This is a genomic window from Nocardia sp. NPDC057440 (assembly GCF_042802915.1).
In the GTDB taxonomy this organism is placed as follows: domain Bacteria; phylum Actinomycetota; class Actinomycetes; order Mycobacteriales; family Mycobacteriaceae; genus Nocardia.
In genome coordinates this window covers 114,088-137,775 of record NZ_JBHVDF010000013.1, presented here as the reverse complement: position 1 = coordinate 137,775, position 23,688 = coordinate 114,088, and the positions used below count along the sequence as shown (strand labels likewise).

Below are 23,688 nucleotides of genomic sequence, written 5' to 3'. Positions count from 1 at the left end.
CCGACTCAGGGCGGTGCGCGATGCTCCTCACCCAACGCAGTTGCGCGATCCTGGCCGCCGCGCTGATCGGCCTCGGTCTCCCCCCGGCTGTTCCCGCCTCGGCGATCGTGGGCGGCAGCGCCGCAGCGGCGACGGAATACCCGTGGCTCGCCGCGATCGGCAGCCCACTCTTCCTCACCCGCGAGTCGGGACAGTTCTGCGCCGGGGCGCTCGTCGCACCGGATCAGATGGTCACCGCGGCGCATTGCGTCCAGCTCGCCCAGCTGCTCCCACAGGCGCTCACCGTCACCTTCGGCCGCACCGACCTGCGCTCGAATGACGGAGACACCGTGCGAGTCAGAGACATTCGCATCCACCCCGGCTTCCACGACACCGACTTCGACGGCGAAACCGTCCACCACAACAACGTCGCGATCCTTACTCTGGACCGGCCACAACCAGGACCGTTCGTAGAAATCGCTACCCAGCGAGCCGATTTCGGCACGATCCTCGGGTGGGGCGCGACCGCCGAGGGCGATTACTCCAATACCGTCCTGCGCGCTGCCGTCGTCCCGCTGGTCTCCGACAGCGCCTGCGCCGCCGCATACGGCTCGGCCTTCGATCCACGCGACATGCTCTGCGCGGGCTCTACCGAAGCGGACACCGGCCAACTCGATAGTGGCGGACCATTGCTCGTCGACGGCAGGCTTGTGGGGCTGACCTCATGGGGCAAAGGCAGCGCGCGTCCCGGCTTCCCGGGTGTCTATGCACTCCCGCACCTTGATTGGTGATCGCGGGCAAACCTGATCCGCCCTTGACCCGAGGTCAGTAGGTGGGCGGCTGCTGCGGCGGGTATTGCTGGGGCTGTTGAGGATAGGGCTGCTGCCCGTACGGTTGCGGATAGCCCGGTGCGGGAGCTTGCTGCGGGTAGGGCTGCCCCGGCGTCTGCGGCGAATACGGCTGGCCCGCCTGCTGTTGGGGATACGGCTGGCCCGGCGTCTGCGGCGAGTACGGTTGCTGTGGATAGGGCTGGCCGGGGGTCTGCTGCGGGTAGGGCTGCGGCGCGTACTGCTGTTGCGGATATTGCTGCGGCGGGTACGGCGGCGGGTTCTGCGGCAGCTGGTTCTGGTTCCTGCTGTTCGACGACGAGCGGGCGACAATGATGATCGCGACGACGACGATGATCAAGCAGATGATGCCGACGATATAGGCGGAGGCGCTCACGCCGCCGCCGCTGCTGCTGCCACCACGACGCCGAGCGTCGTAGGAGTCCAACGCCGACGCCCACGTGGTGCTATCGGACCATACGTGCGTATCGAGCAGGCCTGCGTTGGTCAGCAGGTCGACATAGACCATCGGGTTCCCCCCTTCGAGCGGCTTCGGTCCTCTACCGAAGCCGAAAGGGATGCTATCGCAACCTCGTTGCCCCTCCCGGGGCTGGGCAGCCGAGGTGCACCACTCGGCAGCCGACCCCGATCCGCTCTCCGCGTGCCCGATTCACCGACCGACCGGGGCACTGCGCCGGGCCGGCGCACAGCAGCCGACGGCACACGGATCCCCATTCAGGGTGCATCCGTATCCCGGCATCTCGCCGAGCCGGCGCGCCGCCGCATCCGTCACGTGTTCGCCGATCAATTCGACGACCAACCGGGCGAATCGTGGATCGGTGCCCGGCGTCGCCGCCCTGGCGAATGCCATATCCAGCTCGGCGGCCTTCGCCTTCGCCTCGTTGTCCAGGTCCCAGATCACCTCGAGGTGGTCGGAGACGAAGCCGACCGGGCAGACCACCACGGCGTCGACGGCCTTACCGGACAGGTCTTCGAGGTGATCGACGATGTCGGGATCGAGCCACGGAACCTGCGGCGGGCCCGAACGCGACTGCCACACCAGGTCGAAATCGGTGAATCCGGTTGCGGCCGCGCACAAACGTGCCGCCTCGGCGACCTGGCGACTATAGAGTCTGCCACCGTCGGCGGGCGGGCCCGCGGTAGCGTCGGCGGAGATCGGTATCGAGTGCGCGGTGAACACCAGGCGCGCCCGATCCCGACGGTCGAGCGGAAGTTCGGCCACCGCGGCACGAATCGCGTCGGCGAAGGACTCGATCAGCAGCGGATGATCGAAATACTGGCGCAGCTTCACCAATTCCGGCGCACCTGCGCCGAAAGCCGCACGCGCCCTGGTGATGTCCTCGTGGTACTGCAGGCAACCGGAGTAGCCGCCCCACGCCGAGGTCGGGAACACCAGCGCGGAACGCACGCCGTCGGCAGCCATCCGTGCGACGGTGTCCTCGACCATGGGATGCCAGTTCCGGTTGCCGAAGTACACCGGCAGATCGATTCCGGCTGCGGCCAATTCGGCTTCGACCGCGGCGATGATATCGAGATTGAGCGCATTGATCGGCGAGACGCCGCCGAAGTGCAGATAGTGCTTCGCGACTTCGTCGAGGCGTTCGCGTGGCACTTCCCTGCCCCGCGTGACGTTCTCCAGGAACGGCATCACATCTTCCGGCCGTTCGGGGCCGCCGAAGGAAAGCAGCAGCAGCGCATCAAAACCCATGCTCAATCCATCCTCATGCCGACGCCTGCCGGAATCCGGTTGCCAGTGCCTCCGCCCACGCGACAGTTCCGACGCCGGGCCGACCGAAACACCGGTATCCGAGCGGCGGGGCCACCCCGCGCCCGGATACCGGGAGGTTCACCCGCCCGGACGCCGGGAGGTTCACGCGTTCGCGGGCTCGGATTCGGCCACCGGCGCGTCTTCACCGAGCATGCTGGCCGGGATGGACCAGTTGTGGCTGGCGCCGCCGTCGACGTAGACGATGGAGGCAGTGGTGCCGGGCAGCCAATCCGAGAGCAGCGCGCACACCGACTTGGCGACAGGGGTCGGGTCGTTGACGTCCCAGCCGAGTGGGGCGTTCTCGTCCCACACGGTGTTGAGCGCCTCGAGCTTCTTGGCCTCACCCGTCGCCGCGCCCGCGATGGCCTTGGCAGCGAGCGTCTTGACCGGCCCCGCCGCGACCAGGTTGGAGCGGATGCCGCGGTGGCCGACCTCGCGGGCGACATAGCGGTTCACCGACTCCAGGGTCGCCTTGGCGACGCCCATCCAGTTGTAGAACGGCACCGCCTGGCGCGGGTCGAAGTCCATGCCGACGATGGAGGCGCCGTCGTTGAGCACAGGCAGCAGCGCCTTCGCGAGCCCCGCGTACGAGTAGGCCGAAACCTCCAGCGCCACCGCGACATCCGACCACGGCGCGTCCAGGAACTCGCCGCCGATGCCGAGGCAGGAGCGCGGCGCGAACCCGATGGAGTGCACGACGCCGTCGATGCCCTCCGGCGCGACCTCGCGTACCCGGTCCGCCAGCGTGGCCAGGTGCTCGACGTTCTGCACGTCCAGCTCGATGGCCGGCGGCACCGGCTGCGGCAGCCGCTGCGCGACCCGGTCGATCAGCCGGAGCCGGTCGAACCCGGTGATGAGCACCTTTGCGCCCGCCTCCTGCGCCACCTTGGCGACGTGCCAGGCGATGGAAGCGTCGGTGATGATGCCGGTGACCAGGATGGTCTTGCCTTCGAGCAGTCCGCCCATGAGTTCTCGGTTCTCCTGAAAGTCGTGTGTAGGTTGCTTGCGGCCGCCGACGGCGTCGGGGCCACCCGGATTTCCGTCAGCTCAGCTCAGTGGCCCATGCCCATGCCGCCGTCGACCGGGATGACAGCGCCGGATACGTAACGTGAATCTTCGGAGGCCAGGAAGCTGATCACAGCCGCGACCTCTTCGGGCTGGCCGAGCCGCTGCAGCGGAATGAACTTCTTCGCGGTGTCGCGCAGATCGTCGGGCAGTTCCGCCGTCATGTCCGTCTCGATGAACCCGGGCGCGACGACGTTGGCGGTGATCGAGCGCGAACCGAGCTCACGGGTGATCGAGCGCGCGAGGCCGATTACGCCTGCCTTCGAGGATGCGTAGTTGATCTGGCCGGGGCCGCCGCCGAGGCCGACGACGGAACCGAGGAAGATCATCCGCCCCCAGCGCGCCCGCAGCATGGCCCGGTTGGCCCGCTTCGCACAACGGAACGCACCGGTCAGGTTGGCATCGATGACCCGGGTGAACTGCTCCTCGGTCATCCGCATCAGCAGCGTGTCGTCGGTGATGCCTGCGTTGGCCACCAGCACCTCGACCGGTCCCTGATGCTGCTCCACCTCGGTGAAGGCGGCGTCGACCGATTCGCTGTCGGTCACATCGCATTTCACACCGAACAGTCCGTCCGGCACCCCCGACCCACGATGCGTGACGGCGACCTTGTGGCCGTCGGCGACCAGACGCTGCGCGACCGCGAGCCCGATGCCACGGTTGCCGCCGGTCACCAGTACCGACCGGGATGTGATGTTCGACATAAAGACCAACCTATCTGTTCGAGTTCGTGCGCCGCGCCCGGGCACCACACATTGATGCGATGCCACAGTCGCAGCGCCCGCAGGCGAGGGCAGTGCCTATGGCAGGCGTTGACGATAGAGCAATCCGGTCACGACACCCGCGCAGACGAGGAGCATGCCGAGCAACAGCCACGGCCTACTCGCATCGCCACGGGTCATCTCGTAGCCGATCTGCTCCTCGAGGGTGTCGTAGACGGCGGTGAGCTCGGTCAGGCTCGACGCCGTGTAGAAATCGCCGCCGGAGAGTTTGGCGATTTCGCGCAGCGAGTCGTCGTCGACGGGCACCTTGACTCGCTGCGCCCCCTTGCCGTCCGGATCCGGGATCTCCACCGTGCCCCACTGCGTGCCGAACGAAATCGTCGACACCGGAACGCCTTTGTTCTTCGCGAGTCGAGCCGCGGTGAATCCGTGCCGCGGATTGTCGACGTCCTTGTCGTCGGGCACGGTCTGCTTGCCGTCCGACATCAGCACGATGCGGGCGGGCGGCGGCGTGCTGGCGCCGCCGAGCACCTGGGCGAGGGTCTCGATCGACTGCAGCGCGGTGAGAATGCCCTCACCGGTGGCGGTGCGCTCGGCCAGCTTGATGTTGTCGATAGAGGCCTTGACAGCTTCCCGGTTCGTGGTCGGCGGCTGCATCACCGAGGCGGTGCCCGCGAAGGTGACGAAACCGAGGTTGATGCCGGGGGTGAGCCCGTCGACGAATTCCTTGCCTGCCTTCTGCGCCACCTGCAGACGGCTCGGCTCGACGTCGGTGGCCTCCATGGACAGCGAAACGTCCATCACCAGCACGACTGTCGCGCGGTTGCGCGGCACCTTCTTCACCGCCGTCGGTCCCGCGGCGGCGATGGTGAGGAACACCAGCCCGACCAGCATCAGCGCGATCGGCACGTGCCGCATCGGACTCGGCCGCGTCGGTGCGACCTTTTCCAGCAGCTCCATGTTGCTGAAGCGCAGCATGTGCTTGTGCCTGCTGCGCTGAACAAGGATGTAGCCGAGGGCGATCAATCCGATGATGGCGAGGAAGCTCAGCCAGATGAGCGCGGTGAAATGCGAAATGCTCACTGGCGCGCCACCTTTCCGGTCGGCGCGCCGAAGGCATGGCGCCGGGTGGACACGAACCGGACCACGTCGGCTATCCAGTCCCGATCGGTCTGCAGCGTCATCACCGGCGCGCCGCAACTGCGCAGCGCCTGCTCGACCTGTTCTCGGTGTCGCTGGGCGGCGGCCGCGAAGTCCGCGCGCAGCGTCGGCGTCACGCTGAATTCGCGGGTGCGCCCGGTCTCCGGGTCGTGCAGCACCACATCACCCATGTCGGGCAGCGACAGGTCGCGCGGATCGAGCACCTCCACCGCGAGCAGATCGTGGCGCGCGGAGATGGCGCGCAGCGAACGCTGCCAATTGATGTCGCCGAGGAAATCGCTGATGACGACCGCGAGGCCGCGTTTGCGTTGCGGACGACGCAGGGATTCGATGCCCGCGCGCAGGTCACCGCGCACGCCGTCGGGGGCGTGCGGGGTGGTCGCGATGCTGCGCAGCAGCGACTGGGCGTGCACGCGACCACTGCGCGCCGGAATACGGACCAACTGCTCACCGGTGGCGACAACAGCGCCGATCCGGTTGCCGCCACCACTGGTGAGGTGGGTGATCGCGGCAGCGGCGGCGATCGCGAGATCGCGCTTCTGGCAGTACGCGGTGCCGAAATCCAGACTGGCCGACAGGTCGACGACCATCCAGGTTTCCAGTTCGCGATCGGCGATCATCTGCCGAACATGCGGATGAGTGGTGCGGGCGGTGACCGACCAGTCCATTTGCCGCACATCGTCACCCGGCTGGTACGTGCGAGCCTCCCCCGGCTCCGAACCGGGGCCGGGGATCAGACCCTGGTAGTCGCCGTGCAACACGCCGTCGAGCCGTCGGCGCACGGTCAGCTCGAGCGACTTCAGCGCCGCCGACAACTTCGGATCGGTCAGCTCTCCTGCTCGGAACGAAGGCGGTGCGTGTGATGACATCGTCGCTCGTGGAACCGGGTCCGATGCTCGGGTCACTTCGGCTGGTTATTGCCGGCGGCCTGCGGAATCTGCCCTACGGGCGGGTGGGGAGCCGCCTGCGGCTGCGGCACCGGGGGCTGCGGAATCGGCGGTTGCTGCGGCGGCAGCGGCGGCGTGGCGTGCGGACCCATCGTGGGCGGTGCGGCAGGCGCAGGCGCCTGCTGCGCGCTCGGTCCCATCGCCTGCGGCGCGACCTGCGGCAAGCCGATCGTCTGCAGCACGCGCTTGATCACGTCGTCCGGGCTGATCTCGTCGGCGAGCGCGTCGTAGGACAGCACAAGGCGGTGGCGCAGCACATCCGGGATGACCTCGACCACATCCTGCGGCACCACGTAGTCGCGGCCGCGGATCAGGGCGACGGCGCGGGCCGCGGCGATGATGCCGAGGCTGGCACGCGGCGAGGCGCCGTAGGAGATCCAGCTCGCCACATCCTGCATGCCGAAGTCGGCGGGCGTGCGGGTCGCCGCGATCACCCGGACCACATAATCGACAAGCGCGTGGTGCACGAAGGTGTTGGCGGCCAGCTTCTGCAGCCGGATCACATCGTCCGGTTCGAGAATCTGCTTGGCCTCCGGCGGGGTGACACCCATCCGGTAGATGATCTCGCGCTCTTCCTCGACCGACGGGTAGTCGACGACGACCTTGAACAGGAAGCGGTCGCGCTGCGCCTCCGGCAGCGGGTACACGCCCTCGCTCTCGATCGGGTTCTGCGTCGCCATGACGAGGAACGGATCGGGCATCGGGTAGGTCTTGCCACCGATCGACACGTGTCGCTCGGCCATCACCTCGAGCAGTGCCGACTGCACCTTGGCCGGCGCACGGTTGATCTCGTCGGCGAGCAGGAAGTTCGCGACCACCGGGCCGAGCTCGGTGTCGAACTGCTCGCGACCCTGCCGGTAGATCCGGGTGCCGATGAGGTCGGTGGGCACCAGGTCCGGGGTGAACTGCACCCGGGAGAACGAGCCGCCGACGACCTTGGCAAAGGTTTCCACCGCAAGGGTCTTCGCGATACCTGGCACGCCCTCGAGCAGGACGTGGCCCCGTGCGAGCACACCGACCAGCAACCGCTCGACCAGTCGATCCTGGCCCACGATAACCCGCTTGACCTCGTAGATCGCTTTTTCCAGGGTCTGGACGTCACGCTCCAGGGTGCTAGGCACGGGAGCAGGCGCCTCTTTCGCCAAGCTTGCCCCGCTCACACCGTCCGTCGAAGTCACCAACATCCCCGCTTTCGCTTTGGTCCTGTGCGTGCTGCCACAACTATTCCAGGTAATGGCCGCAAGCGCCGCAACCGGCTCCGACAGTACGGGAATCCGCGGGATTCGCCAGCCTGGTTACGCCGCAACGCCACAACCCTCAGGAGACGATACGCACCGCGTACGGCATGATGCCGCCCTCGCGTACCGCGGACACCCGGACGACCTCACCGGATTGCGGCGCTTCCACCATTTTTCCGTTGCCCAGATACAGCGCGACGTGCTGGCTACCGTTGGGGCCCCAGAACAGCATGTCGCCGCGGGCACGCTCGCCGACGGGAACCCGGGTGCCCGCGTTGTATTGATAGCCGCTGTAGTGCGGCAGCGAAACACCGATTCCGGCGAAGGCGTAGATCATCAGCCCAGAGCAGTCGAATCCGATCTTGGTGTAGTCGCCGTGGCTGTCGGCGACGCCGCCATCGCGAATGCCGAGGGTCGGCCCGTCCTCGTCGCCGCCACCCCAGGCATAGATGACACCCAGCTGGGACATGGCCCGGTCGACGACGGTTTCGACGGCATCGGAACCGCCGATAGCCGGCATGCTCGGGCGCGGGGTGCTCGACCGCGGCGGCGGCGAGTCCTCCAGCTGATTGTGTGGGCGCTTGCCCTGCCCCGCCTGAGCCGCACGCTCCCTGGCGGCAGCGTCCTGGGCCGCGCGGGCCGCCGCGGCGGCCGCGGCGGCGCGGATCGCGGCCTCCTCGGCCCTGCGCTGCTCGTCCCAGGCCAGGAAGGCTTCGCGTTGTCCTTGCAGCCCAGCCACATTCGTGCGCGCGGCGTCCAGCCGCCCTTGGGCAGCGGTGCGCTCGCGGACGATGTTGTCGCGCAGCACGGTCTGCTGATCCAGTTCGGACTTCGCGGCGGCGACGGCGTTCGCCGCGTCGACCTTCTTCTGTTCGGCCACCGCGGCGGCGGCTTCGGCCTCGGACTTCGCTCGGCGCGCACTGGAATTCTTATTGGCGTGATCGATCTGGGCACGTCGAAGGCTGTCGAGCACCTGTTGCTGGTTCTTGGATACCAGGCTCAGCACCTGGGCGCGATCGAGGGCGAGGCCGGGGGTGGCGGAGGCGAGATAGGTGACCATCGAACTGGTGCCGGGGCGGGTGTACGCCTGGGTGGCGAACTGGTCGAAGTTGCGCCGCGCCACGTCGACTTCGGTTCCGGCGTCGGCGAGTTCGCGCTGAGTCTCGACGACCACCGCGGCAGCGGCGTCAGCGGCCGCGCGCGCGTTCTGCAGGTCGACGAGGGCTTTGTTGACTTCTTCACGTTTGCAGGCAACGACGTCGTCGAGCTGCTGTAGCTGCTGGTCGGCCGCGGCGACCTGGTTGATCAGTCCGCCGACCTCGGTCAGCCTGGCGTCGACTTGGGCGCCGGCGTCGGCGATCTGGCCGTCGCTCGGGTTCGGCGGCGCCGGCGGCACCGCGGTGACGGGTCCCGCCGTCACCACCACGACCGAGACCAGCAACCCCAGAGCGACCCACAGCGGACGCTGAGAGCCGGCTTCGCCGTTGTTGCGCATCGCACCTCCCAAAGGACCCGACGTCGGCTTCGCCTCACGAGCATCAGCCGCACCATCGCGCTCAGTAGTCGGCGAATAGCTCTCCCAACACTTCTTCCCCATCGGTGGTCATTCGAACCGTACGACACATCCTTCACCAAGGAAACTCCAGCAACAGAATCACAGTCGCGTAATTTGGCATTTGCCCAAAATTAGCCGGATGCAGGCAGGGCTTCGCTCGGTTAAAACAAACCGACCGTTAGGAAAGGTGGTCGAACAGGTACTCGCTAGTGCGCAGAGTCCCGATCGCCGTCTCGACCGGAAACTCCCACCGGCACCGCGTCCGCCGACGATCGCCGAGACTTGATCCAGTACAGCCCGCCGACGACGATCGCGGTGCCCGCCAGCAACACACTCGTGATCGCGGTCCAGGAGATCATCTCCGGCTGCTCCAACTGATCCACGAAGAGCCGGGCCGCCTGTGCCGAATGCGCCTGCTGACTCTTCGAGAAGTCCTCGGCCCGCTCCAGCTTGACCCGGCTGACGGAGTCGCTGTAAGTGCCCACCCAGTCGTCGCTGAGCACCACCACAGTTCCGTGCTCGGTCTTGCCGACCACGGTGGCCAGGTCACGTAAATTGGAGTCGTGGCCTGGATTGCCGGGGATCACCACGATGCTGAGCTCGATTCCATGGGACCGGGCGTCGGCGACGACGGCCTCGAGCGCCTTCTGGTCCTTGCCCTTGGGGGTGGCCACATGGTTGTCGGCCACGTCTTTTTTGATGGCGTCCATGGCCTTCTCATCGATCCCGGGCGGCAGTTCGGCGGCCATGGGTGTGAAAACCGAGGTGTGCGAGACGGTCATCTTCCATCCGGTCTGTCGAGCCGCACGCGAGGCGACGGGCATCCAACACTGCGGGGTGAGCACTGCTCTGAGCCGGTACATGCCCACCGGCCACCCCTGCAACTCGAAAGCACAGTACGCGACGGAGTGTCGGGCCTCCCGCACACGGCACGTCCAACGGCCCCCGCGCGTTTCACAGGACAAGCGTACTGTTAGGCTCGAAGGCGCGAGGAGTCAGCACCTTCCAGCGCTGGAGCCCTCCGAAGACGTACCGCCGGCGACTGTTCGCAGGTCGCCCGAAACAACCAGCCACTGGCACAGCCCCGCCGGTGGCCACCCTCACAGACGAGTGGAGCTGACGTGACGACAAGTATCGATACTTTCGGCGCCAAGGGCACCCTCGAGGTCGGAAGCAACTCCTACGAGATCTTCCGCCTCTCCGCCGTGCCCGGCACCGAGAAACTCCCCTACGCACTCAAGGTCCTCGCGGAGAACCTGCTCCGCACCGAGGACGGCGCGAACATCACCGCCGATCACATTCGCGCCATCGCGAACTGGGATCCGTCGGCCGATCCGAGCATCGAAATCCAGTTCACCCCGGCCCGCGTGATCATGCAGGACTTCACCGGCGTGCCCTGCATCGTCGACCTCGCCACCATGCGTGAGGCCGTCGCCACTCTCGGCGGCGACCCGAACAAGGTCAACCCGCTCGCACCCGCCGAGATGGTCATCGACCACTCGGTCATCATCGACGTGTTCGGCCGCGCCGACGCCTTCGAGCGCAATGTCGACATCGAATACTCCCGCAACGGCGAGCGCTACCAGTTCCTGCGCTGGGGCCAGGGCGCGTTCGACGACTTCAAGGTCGTCCCCCCGGGCACCGGAATCGTGCATCAGGTCAACATCGAGCACCTGGCGCGCACGGTCATGGTCCGCAACGGCCAGGCCTACCCCGACACCTGTGTCGGCACCGACTCGCACACCACAATGGTCAACGGCCTCGGTGTATTGGGCTGGGGCGTCGGCGGTATCGAGGCCGAGGCCGCCATGCTGGGCCAGCCCGTCTCCATGCTGATCCCGCGTGTTGTCGGCTTCAAGCTGAACGGCGAGATCAAGCCGGGCGTCACCGCCACCGATGTGGTGCTGACCGTCACCGACATGCTGCGCAAGCACGGCGTCGTCGGCAAGTTCGTCGAGTTCTACGGCAAGGGTGTCGCCGAGGTTCCGCTGGCCAACCGCGCCACCCTCGGCAACATGAGCCCCGAATTCGGTTCCACCGCAGCGATCTTCCCGATCGACAGCGTGACCATCGACTACCTGCGCCTGACCGGCCGCAACGACGAGCAGCTCGCGCTCGTCGAGGCGTACGCCAAGGAACAGGGCATGTGGCACGACGCCGAGCACGAACCCGCCTACTCGGAGTACCTGGAGCTCGATCTGGGCGATGTGGTGCCATCGATCGCGGGCCCGAAGCGTCCGCAGGACCGAATCCTGCTGTCGGAGTCCAAGACTGCGTTCCGCAAGGACATCCACAACTACACCAGCGACGCGGAGAGCGGCCCGGCGGCCGTCACCCCGCACTCGCATCTGGACGAGGCCATCGAGGAGTCCTTCCCGGCCAGCGATCCGGCGGTGCTGTCCTTCGCCGATGACGACTCGGAGTTCGTGCCCTCGGCCGCCAATGGCGCCACCGGCCGCCCGAGCAAGCCGGTCAAGGTGTCGTCGGAGGAGTACGGCGACTTCGTGCTCGATCACGGCGCCGTGGTGGTCGCCTCGATCACCTCCTGCACCAACACCTCCAACCCGTCGGTCATGCTCGGCGCCGCGCTGCTCGCACGCAACGCCGTCGAGAAGGGCCTGACCTCCAAGCCGTGGGTGAAGACCTCCATGGCCCCGGGTTCGCAGGTCGTCAACGACTACTACAACAAGGCCGGACTGTGGCCCTACCTGGAGAAGCTCGGCTTCTTCCTGGTCGGCTACGGCTGCGCCACCTGCATCGGCAACACCGGCCCGCTGCCGGACGCGGTGTCGAAGGCGATCAACGACAACGACCTGTCGGTCACCGCGGTGCTCTCCGGCAACCGCAACTTCGAAGGCCGCATCTCCCCCGACGTCAAGATGAACTACCTGGCCTCCCCGCCGCTGGTCATCGCGTACGCGCTCGCGGGCACCATGGACTTCGACTTCGAGACCGACGCCCTCGGCCAGGACACCGACGGCAACGACGTCTTCCTGAAGGACATCTGGCCTTCGCCGAAGGAGATCGAGGAGACCATCGGCTCCGCGATCAGCCAGGACATGTTCATCAAGTCCTACGCCGACGTGTTCAAGGGCGACGAGCGCTGGCGCAGCCTGCCCACCCCGGAGGGCAAAACCTTCGAGTGGGATGCCAAGTCCACCTACGTGCGCAAGCCCCCGTATTTCGAGGGCATGCCGCAGACCCCGAACCCGGTCACCGACATCAAGGGCGCGCGGGTGCTCGCCTACCTGGGCGATTCGGTCACCACCGACCACATCTCCCCGGCAGGCAACATCAAGCCGGGCACCCCGGCCGCGCAGTACCTGGAGGCCAACGGCGTCGAGCGCAAGGACTACAACTCCTACGGCTCGCGTCGCGGTAACCACGAGGTGATGATCCGCGGCACCTTCGCCAACATCCGGCTGCGCAATCAGCTCCTCGACGACGTCTCGGGCGGCTACACCCGCGACTTCACCCAGGACGGCGGCCCGCAGGCCTTCATCTACGACGCCTCACAGAACTACCAGGCCGCGGGCATCCCGCTGGTCGTGCTCGGCGGCAAGGAGTACGGCTCGGGTTCCTCGCGTGACTGGGCCGCCAAGGGCACCAGCCTGCTGGGTGTGAAGGCCGTCATCACCGAGTCGTTCGAGCGCATCCACCGCTCCAACCTCATCGGCATGGGCGTCATCCCGCTGCAGTTCCCGGCAGGCGAGTCGGCCGCGTCGCTGAAGCTGAACGGCACCGAGACCTTCGACATCGACGGCATCACCCAGCTGAACGAGGGTGCTACTCCGAAGACCCTGAAGGTCACGGCCACCAAGGAGAACGGTGACAAGATCACCTTCGACGCCGTGGTCCGGATCGACACCCCCGGTGAAGCCGATTACTACCGCAACGGCGGCATCCTGCAGTACGTGCTGCGCAACATGATCAAGGGATAACACCCGAACGATCACGGTGACTGTGCGTGAAAGCTCCTGCCCCGCTTATGAAAGGCTAGGCTCGAGCTTTCACGCACAGTTCGTTGGCGGCATCGCGCTGAGCTTGCCGAGCGTCCGGAAGACTCCAGCGCCCGCAAGACTCTAGCCACGGAACGGAGACTGTGTGCCCAAGGTCAGTGACGATCACCTCGCCGCCCGGCGCAACCAGATTCTCGACGGCGCACGCAGCTGCTTCGCCGAATACGGTTACGACGGTGCCACGGTGCGCCGCCTCGAAGAGACCACCGGGCTCTCGCGTGGCGCGATCTTCCATCACTTCCGCGACAAGGACGCCCTTTTCCTCGCGCTCGCGCAGGAGGACGCCGTGCGGATGGCCGATGTGGCCGCCCACCAGGGTCTGGTGCAGGTGATGCGGGACATGCTTGCCGACCCGAAGCAATTCAATTGGCTCGGAACACGTTTGGAGATCGCGCGCCGGTTGCGCACCGACGCCGAATTCCGAGCGAACTGGGAGCAGCGCTCGGAGGAGCTGACCGCCGCCACCTTGGCCCGCCTAGAGCGTCGCAAGGCGGAGGGCAGGCTGCGCGACGACGTCCCGACCGACGTCCTGCTCGGCTACCTGGACCTGGTCCTCGATGGCCTGATCGCCCGGATAGCTTCCGGCCACACCAATGAAAACCTTTCAGCGGTATTGGATCTCGTCGAAGCCTCGGTTCGCCGCAGGGAGTGACTTCCCGAACGGGCGTCCCGGCCATCGACCAGTTCGAGCGGTGACCGGCCTACCAGCCGCAATGGCGGCCTCGGGTGACATCGGCCGGGATTATGATCGGTAGGTCGGGGCTGCATATTTCGCCTCTAGAGGTGGTGGACGCCATGAGCGGTTGCGATACGACACGGGGCCTGGCCGACTGCGAACATTCGGCGAATATCTGCGCGTGCCGTGGACCTGCTCCGGCCGACGAGAGAGTGCGCGGTGTCCGATGACGGTATCGGGGGGACGCAGCGCGATCTGAGGTTCGGCATCGCGGCAGAATTGGCCGAGGCCGGCTTCGACGATGCCCGCGAGGTCGGCCGCGGCGGCTTCGGGGTCGTGTATCAGTGCGTGGAGCAGGCTCTCGACCGCACCGTGGCGGTCAAGGTGCTGTCGACGGAGGTCGATGATGACGGGCGGGCTCGCTTCCTTCGCGAGCAACGAGCCCTCGGCCGGTTCTCCGGGCATCCGAACATCGTGCAGGTGTTGCGCGCCGACATCACCGCGACCGGCCGCCCGTTCATCGTGATGCCATTTCATCGCCGCGGATCCCTGGATTCCCGCATTCGAGCCGACGGGCCGATCCCCTGGCAGGAGGTGCTGTCGATCGGTGTGAAGCTGGCGGGAGCACTGGCCTCGGCCCATGCCTGTGGCGTGGTGCATCGTGACGTGAATCCGGCCAATGTCCTGGTGACCGACTACGGCGAGCCGCAGCTCGCGGACTTCGGAATCGCCCGCACCGGCGATCTGTTCGAGACCGCGACCGGGTTGGTAGCGGGCACGCCTGCCTACACTGCTCCCGAAGTCCTGAAGGGCGCGCCGCCCTCGGTGGCCTCGGACGTCTACGGCCTCGGTGCGACACTGTTTTGCCTGCTCACCGGTCACGCCGCCTTCGCGAGACGAACCGGCGAGACGATGGTCGCGCAGTTCGTGCGGATCACCTCTGATCCGGTTCCGGACCTGCGGGCAGAGGGCGTGCCGCCGCTGCTGCACGCCGCCATCGACAGTGCGATGGCACCCGAGCCGACCGACCGGCCCGGCTCCGCACAAGACTTCGGCGAGCAACTGCGCAACATCCAGTTCGCCTGCGGTCTTCCGGTCGACACGCAGGCTGTCCCGATCGGCGTGGAATCCACGCCCAGCGTGACGGCGCAAGCGGTTGCGCGCACGCCGCCGACGCCACCGGCCGCCGCGGCGACGCCGATGACCCGGTATCGGCCGCGTACATCGCCACATCGACTTGTCGAACGCCCGGCGCTGCTGGAGTTGCTGCGGGCCGGCCAGTCGCGGCGGCTGGTGCTGATCCACGCACCCCCCGGTTTCGGCAAGAGCACGCTGGCGACGCAATGGGCGGACGTCCTCGAGGCGGACGGGTCCAGCGTCGCCTGGCTCACGGTGGACACCGACGACGACAATGTCGTGTGGTTCCTGTCCCACCTCGTGGAGGCCGTGCGGCTCGTGCATCCCGCGCTGGCCGCCGAGCTGGCCCAAATTCTCGAAGAACGCGCCAGCAATGCTGCCAGGCACGTGATGACGATGCTCATCAACCAGATCCACGCCGACGGTGAAACGGTCGCCGTGGTGATCGAGGATTGGCATCTGGTCACCAGCCCCGCGTCGATCGCGGCGATGGAGTTTCTGCTGGATAACGGCTGCCATCACCTGCGCATGATCGTCACCAGCCGAAACAGGACCGGACTCCCGCTCGGGCGGATGCGGGTGCAGGACGAACTCGTCGAGATCGACGAGGGTCAGCTCCGATTCGATGCCTCGGACACCGCCCGGCTACTCGCCGGTGTCGAGGGCGTCGAACTGAACGCCGACGACATCGACAACCTGTGTCGATCGACCGAAGGATGGGCTGCCGCACTGCAGTTGGCCGCGTTGTCACTGCGCGGAAAGGGCCGTCCCGGTAGTCGTCTGAACGGGACTTCAGGTCAGCACTACGCCATCGGCGAATACCTGATGGAGAATGTGGTGTCGGATCTCGACCCCCCGGTCCTCGATTTCCTGATGCGGACCGCCGTCACCGCCACCACGTGCGGAGGCCTCGCCGAGGTGCTCGCCGAGGTGTCTTCGGGTCAGCAAATGCTCGAAGATCTGTACAAGCAGGATCTGTTCCTGCGCAACGTCGACGATGAGCTGCACTGGTTCCGATATCACGGACTGTTCGCAGACTACTTGCGCCGCAGGCTGATTCGACAACATCCCGGCCTGCTCGAACAATTGCACGCGACCGCGTCGATCTGGTTCGCCGAGCACGACATGCTCACCGAAGCAGTCGACCACGCGCTCGCGGCGGACGCGCCGGAGCGCGCGATGAGCCTGATCGAGGAACATGCCGACGAGCTGCTCGAGAACGCCAGGATGGCCACGTTGCTCGGTCTCGTCGCGAAGGTGCCCACCGCACTCTGCCTCGGCAACCCCCGGCTGCAACTGTCGGTAGCCTGGGCGACTATCGCATTGCAACGCGCCGCCGCGACCCGCACCGCACTGGAGCAGGTCGACGCCACGGTCGCGGCGCTTCCCGCCGACGATGCGCTCGGCGCGGATCTTCGCGCCGAGGCTGCCGTGGCCCGCGCGGCCGAGTTACTGGTGATCGACAGATGCACCGACCTGCCGGACTACGTGATCGCGCGGCAGCAGGCACCGCTACGGCCATTTTTCGCCAACGCCCTGGCCACCACCGCGGCGGCAATCTCCGCGTGCCACTTCGACTTCGACGGCGCGGCCCGATGGCACGAGTGGGCCGAGCACTCTCGGACCCGCGCCGCGGGCCCGTTCGACGCCGTGTACGGCCACTGCATCGCCGGAGTCGCGGCCTTCGATCGTCTCGACATCGCCCACGCCGAGACGAGCTTCCGCAAGGCGGTGCGCCTTGCGCTCGAAACCGGCACCCGATCCCACGCCACCCGCCAGTCCACCGCACTGCTGGGAGATCTGCTGTACGAGACCGGACAGTTCGTGGAGGCCGAGGAACTTCTCACACCCTGGCCCGGGATGGAAGGCGGCACCGTCGAGGTCGTGCTCGCCATCTACGGCACCGGAGCGCGTCTGGCGGCATTGCGCGGCGATCTCGACACCGCTCGAGCCCGGCTCGACGAAGGCCAGCACATCGCCGAGATCCGGAGCCTGCCCCGGGTGGCGGCCCGGATTCTCAACGAGCGGGTGCGCCACGGCCTGCCGATTCCACCGACCGATCGCGAGAATCTCGAGCACCTCGCGACCTATCGTCGACAACCGGACGCGATCCTGGCCATGACATCGGAGCTCGCGCAGGACTCGGCCGTCCACCTGCTGCTCGCTGAGAATTCCACCGACTCGATTCGGGCCGCCACCGCCAGAGCCGAGCGAATGATGCAGGTTATCCAGCGCCAGACACGGCCACGGGCACTGCTGCACGCGCAACTCCGCTACGTCTGTTGCCTGTCCGCGGCTGGAAAGTCCGACCAGGCGGCGACGCTGCTGGCTCCCCTGCTGCGCCGCTGCGCCGAGCTCGGCTTGGTCCGCGCCGTTGTCGACAGCGGACCCGGCATCAGACCGGTGCTGCAGACACTGGCCGAGGCCGCCGATGAAAAGACCCGGCCGCCGAACTCGTTCCTGCGACAGCTATCGGCGGCCATCGATCAATCGCACCGCGCGTGAGCGCGGGCTCGCGTTTCGGCGCGCTGCCGACAGCGGGGCTATGAACCGATGGTCGGCGTCGATTGCGCCGGATCGGTCAGTGACCCGTATAGCGCCTTCAAGGTACGGATCGTGGCCTCGACATCGGCTCGGGGCAGGTCGCCGAACCCTTGCTGCTCAGACTGCGCGATCAATGCCTTCGCGTCGGCGAGCAGTTGCTTGCCTGCGCCTGTGAGGGTGAGTGTGTGCTGCCTGCGAGACTGCGCCGAGACCTCGACCTGGATCCAACCTCGTTGCCTTGCGATATCGATCTGTCTGCTGACCGCGCTTTTTGCGATGCCGAGACGTTCGGCGATGAGTTGCTGGGACGGCACCTCGGGCCCGACGTCGAACAGTCGCAGCAGCGTGAACTGCCGCAGGCTGATGCCGAGCTCGCGGCGGAACATCGCATCGCCGCGCTTGTCGACCAAGGTGACGACCTGATGAACGTAGTAGCCGAACTCGCTGTATAGATCCGTCGGACGCGACATATCAGCATCATACCCACTGAGTTCACATCAGAACTGTTCACATGAGAACGATCTGGGATACGCTGGCCCGAGAGCACCCCCTCGGAAGGACAAAAAATGATTCACGAAGTAACACGCGGCCAAGCACGCAACGGTGAGGTCTCACTCGCCTACGAGATGTTCGGACCGAGCACCGGAGAACCGCTCCTGCTGATCATGGGGGTAGGCGCGCAAATGCTGCTCTGGCACGAGGACTTCTGTCTCGAGTTGGTGCGACGTGGATTCCAGGTCGTACGGATGGACAATCGCGACGCCGGACTCTCGACCCACCTCACCCATCTCGGTGAGCCGAGGCTGTCCGACCTGATCATGCGCCCGAAGGCCGCGGCCCGATATTCGCTCGGCGACATGGCCGCCGATGCGATCGCGGTACTCGACGATCTCGGCTGGCCCTCGGCCAACGTGGTCGGCGGCTCGCTCGGCGGCATGATCGCGCAAACGATGGCGATCGAGCATCCCCGGCGGCTGCGTTCGCTGACCTCGATCATGTCGTCACCATCGGCGCGCATCGGACGCGCCACCATCAGGACGAGCATGAAAGTTGCCGCGTTGCTGAAACATCCGGTGAACACCGCGGAGGAGGCCGGACAGCAGCTCATCGACACGTACAGGATCATCGGCACACCGGCCGATACCTATCCACTCGACGACAAGTGGCTCGAAGAGATCGGCGCGTTGAGCTTCCAGCGGGCTCACGACCCCGCGGGCAAGCTCCGGCAGCAGGCAGCCATGCTCGCGGCCCCGGATCGAAGAAAGGCGCTGGCCGCACTCCGGCTGCCGACACTGGTCATGCACGGCACCGCCGATCCGATGATTCGCCCCGCCGGCGCACGAGCGACCGCCGAGGCCGTCCCCGGGGCGAAACTCGTCATGATGCCCGGCGTCGGGCATGGCGCGTTCCCCCGCGAGGTCTGGCCGATCATGATCGACAATATCTGCGCGATCGCCGAGTAAGCGGTCACGACATCGTGCGCCGGGCCGGCGAACCTCCGTTCAGTAGGTGTCGTTGAGGTAGTCGGCGGCGTGCGTTGTCCAGAGGACGTCGGTACCGGGCATGTTGTGACCCGAGTACAGGACGTGCTGACCATCGGGCCACGGGGTCAGATACCCGATGACCCCGTTCACGGCCGTGGCATACCGGCCGAGGTTGGCGATCGGGTCGTTCATCAGGAAACTCAGCAGTTCGGCGAAGATCAGCGGCGCCACGTTGCCGATGCGGGCTCCTTCGACGAAGGAGAACGGCGATATCCCGACGTCGATCACCCGCAGCGGCGAGTCCTGCGGTGACGAGGTGATGATGTCGCCGGGATTGGCATACTCGCGCACGTCGAGGGCCGGCCAGGCGCCGCGCTCGCCGTGCAGTCCGTAGGTCGTTGCGGGGCAAAGATTTCCGACTGACTGACCGCGCTTGCGCAGCGGGTTCGCGATATTCACCGCGAAGGCGATCTCGAGGGGTGAGCCGTCGGCGTTGGTGTACTTGCCCGAACGCACTCCTTCCAGAATCTTGCTCGCGCAGATACCGCCGAGCGAATAGCTCAGCAGCCCACAGACATTCGGCGAGTCCTGGATGGCCCGCACGCCCGCCGCGACGCCGCGACGGATCGAGGTCTTCAGTGACGGGCCCCAGAGCTCCGGCGTCGGTCCGATCGAGGCGGGCCAGTCCGGTTCGAAGCAGGTGAAGCGGTCGGCGTCGAGCAGCTTGGTGACATCGTGGAGCATCCCTGCCGGCGTCCCGTTGGCGTTCCGCGGCTCACCAGTGCCGCGGAGGGTGACGATATCGATCATCATGCTCTCCTTGTGCACCGCACTTCGGTGCGATAACCCCAAGGATGACCCACTGATCGTCCCGCCACGCGAGTAGCGCACTACCTCATTGCCCGCAGGTCAACCACCGTGTTCGAGGCTGCCGAGCAGGGTGCGAGCGATGCGGTCGAGTTCACGGCGGTCCGTGGCCGACAGCACCGACAGGATGCGGGTTTCGTTCTCCGCGTGCGCGGTGACCACCGTGTCGATGAGCTCGCGGCCCGAATCGGTGAGTGCGACGCGGACCGCACGACGATCCTCGGCGTCGGCGATGCGCCGGACCAGCCCGGCGGACTCGAGACGATCGAGGCGTCCGGTCATTCCGGCGCGCGACAGCATCAGCGTGTCGGCGAGCACCGACGGGTTCAGTTCGAAGGGCTCCCCCGAACGGCGTAGCGCGGCAAGCACATCGAACTCACCTCGCTGCAGTCCGTGCGCGGTGAAGACCGCTTCGATCGCTCGTTGCGCGACCACTAGCAGTCGCCCGAGGCGACCGATCACGGCCATCGCGTCGAGCTCGAGGTCCGGTCGTTCCCGGCGCCACTGCTCGACGATCGCGTCGACGGGATCTTGCTTCATATCGGCCATGGACAAGATTCTATTCGTTACGATATAGTTCGGTAGCGAATTATCAATGACCGAATCAGTTGGAGGCATCATGAACGACACCACCACCCGCAGCTTCGCCATCCGCCAGCCGCAGGACGCCGAGGTTCTGCGGACGGACTCGGTCACCATGCGACTTCTCATCGACTCGAGCGAAGCGGGCGGCGCGGTAAGCCACCTGGAGGTCAGCATGGATCGGGGCGCCGACGGTGCGGCCCCGCACTTCCACACCAAGTCCGACGAGCTCTTCTATGTCGCCGACGGCGAGCTCCAGGTACTGGCCGGCGACGAGATCGTCACCGTCGGCGCGGGCGGATCGATCGTCGTGCCCAAGCTCATGCCGCACGCTTTCGGCGCCACCCCGGACAGCTCGGCACGAATTCTGATCGCCCTGATGCCCGCCGTCGAACGCTTCGGATACTTCCGACTGCTCGACCGGCTCGTCAAAGGCGAGGCGACCTTCGAGGAGCTCGCCGCGGCTCAGGAAGAATTCGACAACCATTTCATCGATGCACCGGCCTGGTGGGCCGAGCGCAACGCCAACAGGCGGTGATTCCGGCACGCACCGAATATGGACCACGACCGACAGCGCGATACCCGGATCACATGAATGTGGCGAAGGCATCAGCCCGCACGGGAACAATCCGCACCGAACGCGAGGTTTTTCCTGGCATGACATTTTCCGTTCCTGTCGTGGTGCGCGGCTATGAGCTCGATACACAAGGCCATCTGAATCAGGCCGTGTATCTGCAATACGCCGAGCACGCCCGGTGGGAACTGCTGCGCGCCGCCGGAGTGGGCCAGGACAAGCTCCTGGCCACCGGTGTGGGGCCGGTCGTGCTGGAGACCACCATCAAGTACCGACGCGAGCTGCGCGGCGGCGATGACGTGAGCATCACCTGCGAATTCGATTGGCAGCAGGGCAAAACCTTCCGCATCCGCCAGGAGATCCGCAAGCTCGACGGAACGGTCGCCGCCGAGGTTTCGGTAATCGGCGGCGTCCTCGATCTCACCGCGCGCAAGCTCGTCGAGGCTCCGGGTGAACGTTTCCGCACCCTGGCCGAACGACCGGATCTGCTCGGCCTCTGAACAAGCTCACCATCCAGCGCCGCCGGACGGGTCGGCCAGAACTTGCACGTTCGCCTGCACAGCCGCCAACACTCGGCAATACCACTAGGCATACCTAGGTATTCCGATAGCGTGCCGATTGCTGAACATTGTTCTCCGGCGCACCGAAAATCTTTCGGCTCAAGCGCATCCCACGCGGTATCCGGTTTGCCAGCCACCGTGAAATCTTTCGATCCGAACCGATCGACGGCCTCTGCGCGTTATGCTTCAGATCACGCTCGGGGGCCCTGGCAAATCGCGAGCAGATCGGAGAACCCACTATGACCGACGCTATCCACCTTCCCGGTACCGCGCCGACGGGAGATCGCGTTCCCGCGTTGCAGGGCCTACTGGTGGCCGAGTCGGAACGCGCTATCACCGTTCGGGTCAACGAGGGCACCTGGACGTTCCGCAGGGACGACGTACTGCGGGTGCTCCCCGATCAGCACGCCACGAGTTCCGACGGTCGCCCGGTCCTGGTCGACATTCGTCCCGGCGCCACCGCCGACTTCACCCGACGCCTGCGCGTCGACCTCGTCGAACGCCCGATGACCATCGCGGCCGAGCCGTCACTCGCACTGGGAGATGAACTGCTGCAACAACTCACGGCGTCGTGGGCCGACTCGCTCGAGCTCGTCGACTGCCCGGGCGCCGGCAGCGCAACCTTCACCTATTGCCAGACCAAATCGTTCGAAAGTAGCGACGACGGCATCAACTGCGACAGTCTCGACTGAACGGGACCCCGCATGGCGGCGCGCCGTACAGGTTCGGTCCTGATCGTCACCGAATCCGATGATCTGCACAGCACCGCCATGGCGGCGACGTTGCGAGAACACCACGGGCTCAGCCCGATTCAACTCGACCTCCGCGACTTTCCGCGCGAATCAGGAAGTTTCCGGCTCGACCGGTTCGGCACTGCGCGATCACTGTCGCATCTGATCGGGATCGACGACGTGCGTTCGGTATGGTGGCGACGTCCACATCCGACGCGGGTTCCGGTCGGCGTGCGCGCGTCCGACGATGCCTACCGCCAAGCCGAGTGCGACGGGTTCATCCAGGGGCTGCTGTGGTCGATCCCGGCGAACTGGGTCAACGACCCCGGCGCCGACCGCACCGCCACCCGCAAGATCGTGCAGCTGCAGACAGCGCAGCGAGCGGGATTCGTCATTCCGGAGACCCTCATCACCAACGATCCCGACGAGGCGCGCAGTTTTGTCGAATCCCGTTCCGGCGCTGTCGTTTACAAGCGCACCGGAACCGGGCGCGCAGAATTCGCCGAGACCAGGATCATCACCCGGGCCGACTTCGGCAAGCTCGCAGGCATCCGCTCCGCGCCCACCACATTCCAGGATTACGTCCAAGCCGAGTGCGATCTGCGGGTCGTGTGGGTCGACGGTGTCGAATGGACGGTCCGGATCGACTCACAAGCCGGTGTCGGCCGGGTGGACTCGCGGTTGGACACCACCGTGGACTTCAGCCGCGCCAGTCTGCCCGCATCCGTCAGTAAGTCACTGGCCACCCTGATGGGCGCGCTCGGCCTGAGCTTCGGCGTCCTGGACCTGCGCCTCGGCGTCGACGGCGAGTACTACTTCCTCGAGGTCAACCCGCAGGGCCAGTTCGCCTACCTGGAGATCAAGACGGGGCTGCCGATGTTCCGTAGCCTCGGCAATCTCCTGGTGCATGGTGACGGCGCAGTGCCGGGGTACTGAGCACAGAGCGGTTCGAGACCGCTACGAGCTCTTCCGGCGGTTCGCGCCACCGCGGCTGCGGAGTTGCACATGCGACTCCACCAGCACGTTGTGGATGAAACCGTACGAACGTCCGGTAGACCGGGCCAGCGAACGAATGCTTGCGCCCGCCTCGTATTGCTTCTTCAACTGGGTTTGTAGCCGATCGCGTGACTTACCGGTGACGCGTGTGCCCCTACCCAGTGGGGATTTGACTTGTGTGGGCCTGTCGCTCATGGCTTCCTCCGAGTCGCCGAGCCGCGTCTATCCAGGCTAA

Annotated in this window: 22 protein-coding genes; 9 read left to right on the top strand and 13 right to left on the bottom strand. The window is 66.4% G+C overall.

Going from position 1 to position 23,688, the window contains the following annotated elements; all coding sequences use genetic code 11:
* Positions 1 to 20: 20 nt before the first annotated feature.
* Complete coding sequence (locus ACFU4Z_RS25350; RefSeq protein WP_379067171.1) at positions 21 to 770, top strand: S1 family peptidase; 750 nt, start codon at positions 21 to 23, stop codon at positions 768 to 770.
* 34 nt (positions 771 to 804) lie between these two features.
* Here the strand turns inward: ACFU4Z_RS25350 and ACFU4Z_RS25345 are convergent, their stop codons facing one another.
* From ACFU4Z_RS25345 to ACFU4Z_RS25305, 9 genes are all read right to left on the bottom strand, one after another.
* Positions 805 to 1,335, bottom strand: a complete 531-nt coding sequence (locus tag ACFU4Z_RS25345; RefSeq protein ID WP_379067169.1) for a hypothetical protein — start codon at positions 1,333 to 1,335, stop codon at positions 805 to 807.
* Between the two features lie 141 nt (positions 1,336 to 1,476).
* Positions 1,477 to 2,535 carry a ferrochelatase gene (locus ACFU4Z_RS25340; protein WP_379067167.1) on the bottom strand — a complete coding sequence of 353 codons (1,059 nt, stop codon included), beginning with the start codon at positions 2,533 to 2,535 and terminating at the stop codon, positions 1,477 to 1,479.
* A gap of 162 nt (positions 2,536 to 2,697) precedes the next feature.
* Positions 2,698 to 3,561 (bottom strand): NADH-dependent enoyl-ACP reductase InhA, encoded by an 864-nt coding sequence (gene inhA, locus ACFU4Z_RS25335; RefSeq protein WP_379067165.1) that lies wholly within the window; start codon positions 3,559 to 3,561, stop codon positions 2,698 to 2,700.
* An 86-nt stretch (positions 3,562 to 3,647) separates the two neighbouring features.
* Complete coding sequence (gene fabG1 / locus ACFU4Z_RS25330) at positions 3,648 to 4,364, bottom strand: 3-oxoacyl-ACP reductase FabG1 (protein WP_379067163.1); 717 nt, start codon at positions 4,362 to 4,364, stop codon at positions 3,648 to 3,650.
* 96 nt (positions 4,365 to 4,460) lie between these two features.
* Positions 4,461 to 5,465 carry a VWA domain-containing protein gene (locus tag ACFU4Z_RS25325; protein ID WP_379067161.1) on the bottom strand — a complete coding sequence of 335 codons (1,005 nt, stop codon included), beginning with the start codon at positions 5,463 to 5,465 and terminating at the stop codon, positions 4,461 to 4,463.
* Positions 5,462 to 6,412 (bottom strand): DUF58 domain-containing protein, encoded by a 951-nt coding sequence (locus tag ACFU4Z_RS25320; protein WP_379067159.1) that lies wholly within the window; start codon positions 6,410 to 6,412, stop codon positions 5,462 to 5,464. The genes ACFU4Z_RS25325 and ACFU4Z_RS25320 overlap by 4 nt, the downstream gene beginning before the upstream one ends.
* Positions 6,413 to 6,444: 32 nt before the next feature.
* Positions 6,445 to 7,674, bottom strand: coding sequence for an AAA family ATPase (locus tag ACFU4Z_RS25315; RefSeq protein ID WP_379067157.1), 1,230 nt, complete (start codon positions 7,672 to 7,674; stop codon positions 6,445 to 6,447).
* Between the two features lie 133 nt (positions 7,675 to 7,807).
* The gene (locus tag ACFU4Z_RS25310) at positions 7,808 to 9,223 is read right to left on the bottom strand and encodes an NlpC/P60 family protein (RefSeq protein WP_379067155.1); all 1,416 of its coding nucleotides are present in this window, start codon (positions 9,221 to 9,223) and stop codon (positions 7,808 to 7,810) included.
* A 266-nt stretch (positions 9,224 to 9,489) separates the two neighbouring features.
* Positions 9,490 to 10,065 (bottom strand): DUF6676 family protein, encoded by a 576-nt coding sequence (locus ACFU4Z_RS25305; protein ID WP_379067153.1) that lies wholly within the window; start codon positions 10,063 to 10,065, stop codon positions 9,490 to 9,492.
* A 339-nt stretch (positions 10,066 to 10,404) separates the two neighbouring features.
* Between ACFU4Z_RS25305 and ACFU4Z_RS25300 the strand changes: the two genes are divergently transcribed.
* The 3 genes from ACFU4Z_RS25300 (at position 10,405) to ACFU4Z_RS25290 (ending at position 17,620) form a co-directional block, all read left to right on the top strand.
* Positions 10,405 to 13,224 carry an aconitate hydratase gene (locus tag ACFU4Z_RS25300; protein ID WP_379067151.1) on the top strand — a complete coding sequence of 940 codons (2,820 nt, stop codon included), beginning with the start codon at positions 10,405 to 10,407 and terminating at the stop codon, positions 13,222 to 13,224.
* Positions 13,225 to 13,387: 163 nt separating this feature from the next.
* Positions 13,388 to 13,954 carry a TetR/AcrR family transcriptional regulator gene (locus ACFU4Z_RS25295; RefSeq protein ID WP_379067150.1) on the top strand — a complete coding sequence of 189 codons (567 nt, stop codon included), beginning with the start codon at positions 13,388 to 13,390 and terminating at the stop codon, positions 13,952 to 13,954.
* A gap of 243 nt (positions 13,955 to 14,197) precedes the next feature.
* Complete coding sequence (locus ACFU4Z_RS25290; protein ID WP_379067147.1) at positions 14,198 to 17,620, top strand: protein kinase; 3,423 nt, start codon at positions 14,198 to 14,200, stop codon at positions 17,618 to 17,620.
* A gap of 38 nt (positions 17,621 to 17,658) precedes the next feature.
* On the opposite strand, the gene ACFU4Z_RS25285 is transcribed toward ACFU4Z_RS25290, so the two are convergent.
* Positions 17,659 to 18,129: a MarR family winged helix-turn-helix transcriptional regulator gene (locus tag ACFU4Z_RS25285; RefSeq protein WP_379067145.1), complete on the bottom strand. Its 471-nt coding sequence runs from the start codon at positions 18,127 to 18,129 to the stop codon at positions 17,659 to 17,661.
* 96 nt (positions 18,130 to 18,225) lie between these two features.
* On the opposite strand from ACFU4Z_RS25285, the gene ACFU4Z_RS25280 reads away from it, so the two are divergent.
* Positions 18,226 to 19,122: an alpha/beta fold hydrolase gene (locus ACFU4Z_RS25280; RefSeq protein WP_379067143.1), complete on the top strand. Its 897-nt coding sequence runs from the start codon at positions 18,226 to 18,228 to the stop codon at positions 19,120 to 19,122.
* Between the two features lie 39 nt (positions 19,123 to 19,161).
* Here the strand turns inward: ACFU4Z_RS25280 and ACFU4Z_RS25275 are convergent, their stop codons facing one another.
* Both ACFU4Z_RS25275 and ACFU4Z_RS25270 read right to left on the bottom strand, forming a co-directional pair.
* Positions 19,162 to 19,956: a hypothetical protein gene (locus ACFU4Z_RS25275; protein ID WP_379067141.1), complete on the bottom strand. Its 795-nt coding sequence runs from the start codon at positions 19,954 to 19,956 to the stop codon at positions 19,162 to 19,164.
* Positions 19,957 to 20,052: 96 nt separating this feature from the next.
* The gene (locus ACFU4Z_RS25270; protein WP_379067139.1) at positions 20,053 to 20,559 is read right to left on the bottom strand and encodes a MarR family winged helix-turn-helix transcriptional regulator; all 507 of its coding nucleotides are present in this window, start codon (positions 20,557 to 20,559) and stop codon (positions 20,053 to 20,055) included.
* Positions 20,560 to 20,629: 70 nt separating this feature from the next.
* Between ACFU4Z_RS25270 and ACFU4Z_RS25265 the strand changes: the two genes are divergently transcribed.
* From ACFU4Z_RS25265 to ACFU4Z_RS25250, 4 genes are all read left to right on the top strand, one after another.
* Positions 20,630 to 21,130: a cupin domain-containing protein gene (locus tag ACFU4Z_RS25265; protein ID WP_379067137.1), complete on the top strand. Its 501-nt coding sequence runs from the start codon at positions 20,630 to 20,632 to the stop codon at positions 21,128 to 21,130.
* Between the two features lie 119 nt (positions 21,131 to 21,249).
* The gene (locus ACFU4Z_RS25260; RefSeq protein WP_379067135.1) at positions 21,250 to 21,666 is read left to right on the top strand and encodes an acyl-CoA thioesterase; all 417 of its coding nucleotides are present in this window, start codon (positions 21,250 to 21,252) and stop codon (positions 21,664 to 21,666) included.
* A gap of 299 nt (positions 21,667 to 21,965) precedes the next feature.
* Positions 21,966 to 22,418, top strand: coding sequence for a hypothetical protein (locus tag ACFU4Z_RS25255; protein ID WP_379067133.1), 453 nt, complete (start codon positions 21,966 to 21,968; stop codon positions 22,416 to 22,418).
* A gap of 12 nt (positions 22,419 to 22,430) precedes the next feature.
* Positions 22,431 to 23,393, top strand: coding sequence for a hypothetical protein (locus ACFU4Z_RS25250; protein ID WP_379067131.1), 963 nt, complete (start codon positions 22,431 to 22,433; stop codon positions 23,391 to 23,393).
* A gap of 21 nt (positions 23,394 to 23,414) precedes the next feature.
* On the opposite strand, the gene ACFU4Z_RS25245 is transcribed toward ACFU4Z_RS25250, so the two are convergent.
* Positions 23,415 to 23,648 carry a helix-turn-helix domain-containing protein gene (locus ACFU4Z_RS25245; protein ID WP_379067129.1) on the bottom strand — a complete coding sequence of 78 codons (234 nt, stop codon included), beginning with the start codon at positions 23,646 to 23,648 and terminating at the stop codon, positions 23,415 to 23,417.
* Positions 23,649 to 23,688: the final 40 nt, after the last annotated feature.

What these genes read in the sequence shown, in the direction of transcription:
- ACFU4Z_RS25250 (WP_379067131.1), top strand. Translation starts at nt 22,431, where the DNA reads ATGGCGGCGCGCCGTACAGGTTCGGTCCTGATCGTCACCGAATCCGAT.
- ACFU4Z_RS25320 (WP_379067159.1), bottom strand. Translation starts at nt 6,412, where the DNA reads ATGTCATCACACGCACCGCCTTCGTTCCGAGCAGGAGAGCTGACCGAT.
- ACFU4Z_RS25310 (WP_379067155.1), bottom strand. Translation starts at nt 9,223, where the DNA reads ATGCGCAACAACGGCGAAGCCGGCTCTCAGCGTCCGCTGTGGGTCGCT.
- ACFU4Z_RS25350 (WP_379067171.1), top strand. Translation starts at nt 21, where the DNA reads ATGCTCCTCACCCAACGCAGTTGCGCGATCCTGGCCGCCGCGCTGATC.
- ACFU4Z_RS25345 (WP_379067169.1), bottom strand. Translation starts at nt 1,335, where the DNA reads ATGGTCTATGTCGACCTGCTGACCAACGCAGGCCTGCTCGATACGCAC.
- ACFU4Z_RS25340 (WP_379067167.1), bottom strand. Translation starts at nt 2,535, where the DNA reads ATGGGTTTTGATGCGCTGCTGCTGCTTTCCTTCGGCGGCCCCGAACGG.
- ACFU4Z_RS25285 (WP_379067145.1), bottom strand. Translation starts at nt 18,129, where the DNA reads ATGTCGCGTCCGACGGATCTATACAGCGAGTTCGGCTACTACGTTCAT.
- inhA (WP_379067165.1), bottom strand. Translation starts at nt 3,561, where the DNA reads ATGGGCGGACTGCTCGAAGGCAAGACCATCCTGGTCACCGGCATCATC.
- ACFU4Z_RS25265 (WP_379067137.1), top strand. Translation starts at nt 20,630, where the DNA reads ATGAACGACACCACCACCCGCAGCTTCGCCATCCGCCAGCCGCAGGAC.
- ACFU4Z_RS25260 (WP_379067135.1), top strand. Translation starts at nt 21,250, where the DNA reads ATGACATTTTCCGTTCCTGTCGTGGTGCGCGGCTATGAGCTCGATACA.
- ACFU4Z_RS25270 (WP_379067139.1), bottom strand. Translation starts at nt 20,559, where the DNA reads ATGGCCGATATGAAGCAAGATCCCGTCGACGCGATCGTCGAGCAGTGG.
- ACFU4Z_RS25305 (WP_379067153.1), bottom strand. Translation starts at nt 10,065, where the DNA reads ATGACCGTCTCGCACACCTCGGTTTTCACACCCATGGCCGCCGAACTG.
- ACFU4Z_RS25280 (WP_379067143.1), top strand. Translation starts at nt 18,226, where the DNA reads ATGATTCACGAAGTAACACGCGGCCAAGCACGCAACGGTGAGGTCTCA.
- ACFU4Z_RS25255 (WP_379067133.1), top strand. Translation starts at nt 21,966, where the DNA reads ATGACCGACGCTATCCACCTTCCCGGTACCGCGCCGACGGGAGATCGC.
- ACFU4Z_RS25315 (WP_379067157.1), bottom strand. Translation starts at nt 7,674, where the DNA reads ATGTTGGTGACTTCGACGGACGGTGTGAGCGGGGCAAGCTTGGCGAAA.
- fabG1 (WP_379067163.1), bottom strand. Translation starts at nt 4,364, where the DNA reads ATGTCGAACATCACATCCCGGTCGGTACTGGTGACCGGCGGCAACCGT.
- ACFU4Z_RS25245 (WP_379067129.1), bottom strand. Translation starts at nt 23,648, where the DNA reads ATGAGCGACAGGCCCACACAAGTCAAATCCCCACTGGGTAGGGGCACA.
- ACFU4Z_RS25275 (WP_379067141.1), bottom strand. Translation starts at nt 19,956, where the DNA reads ATGATGATCGATATCGTCACCCTCCGCGGCACTGGTGAGCCGCGGAAC.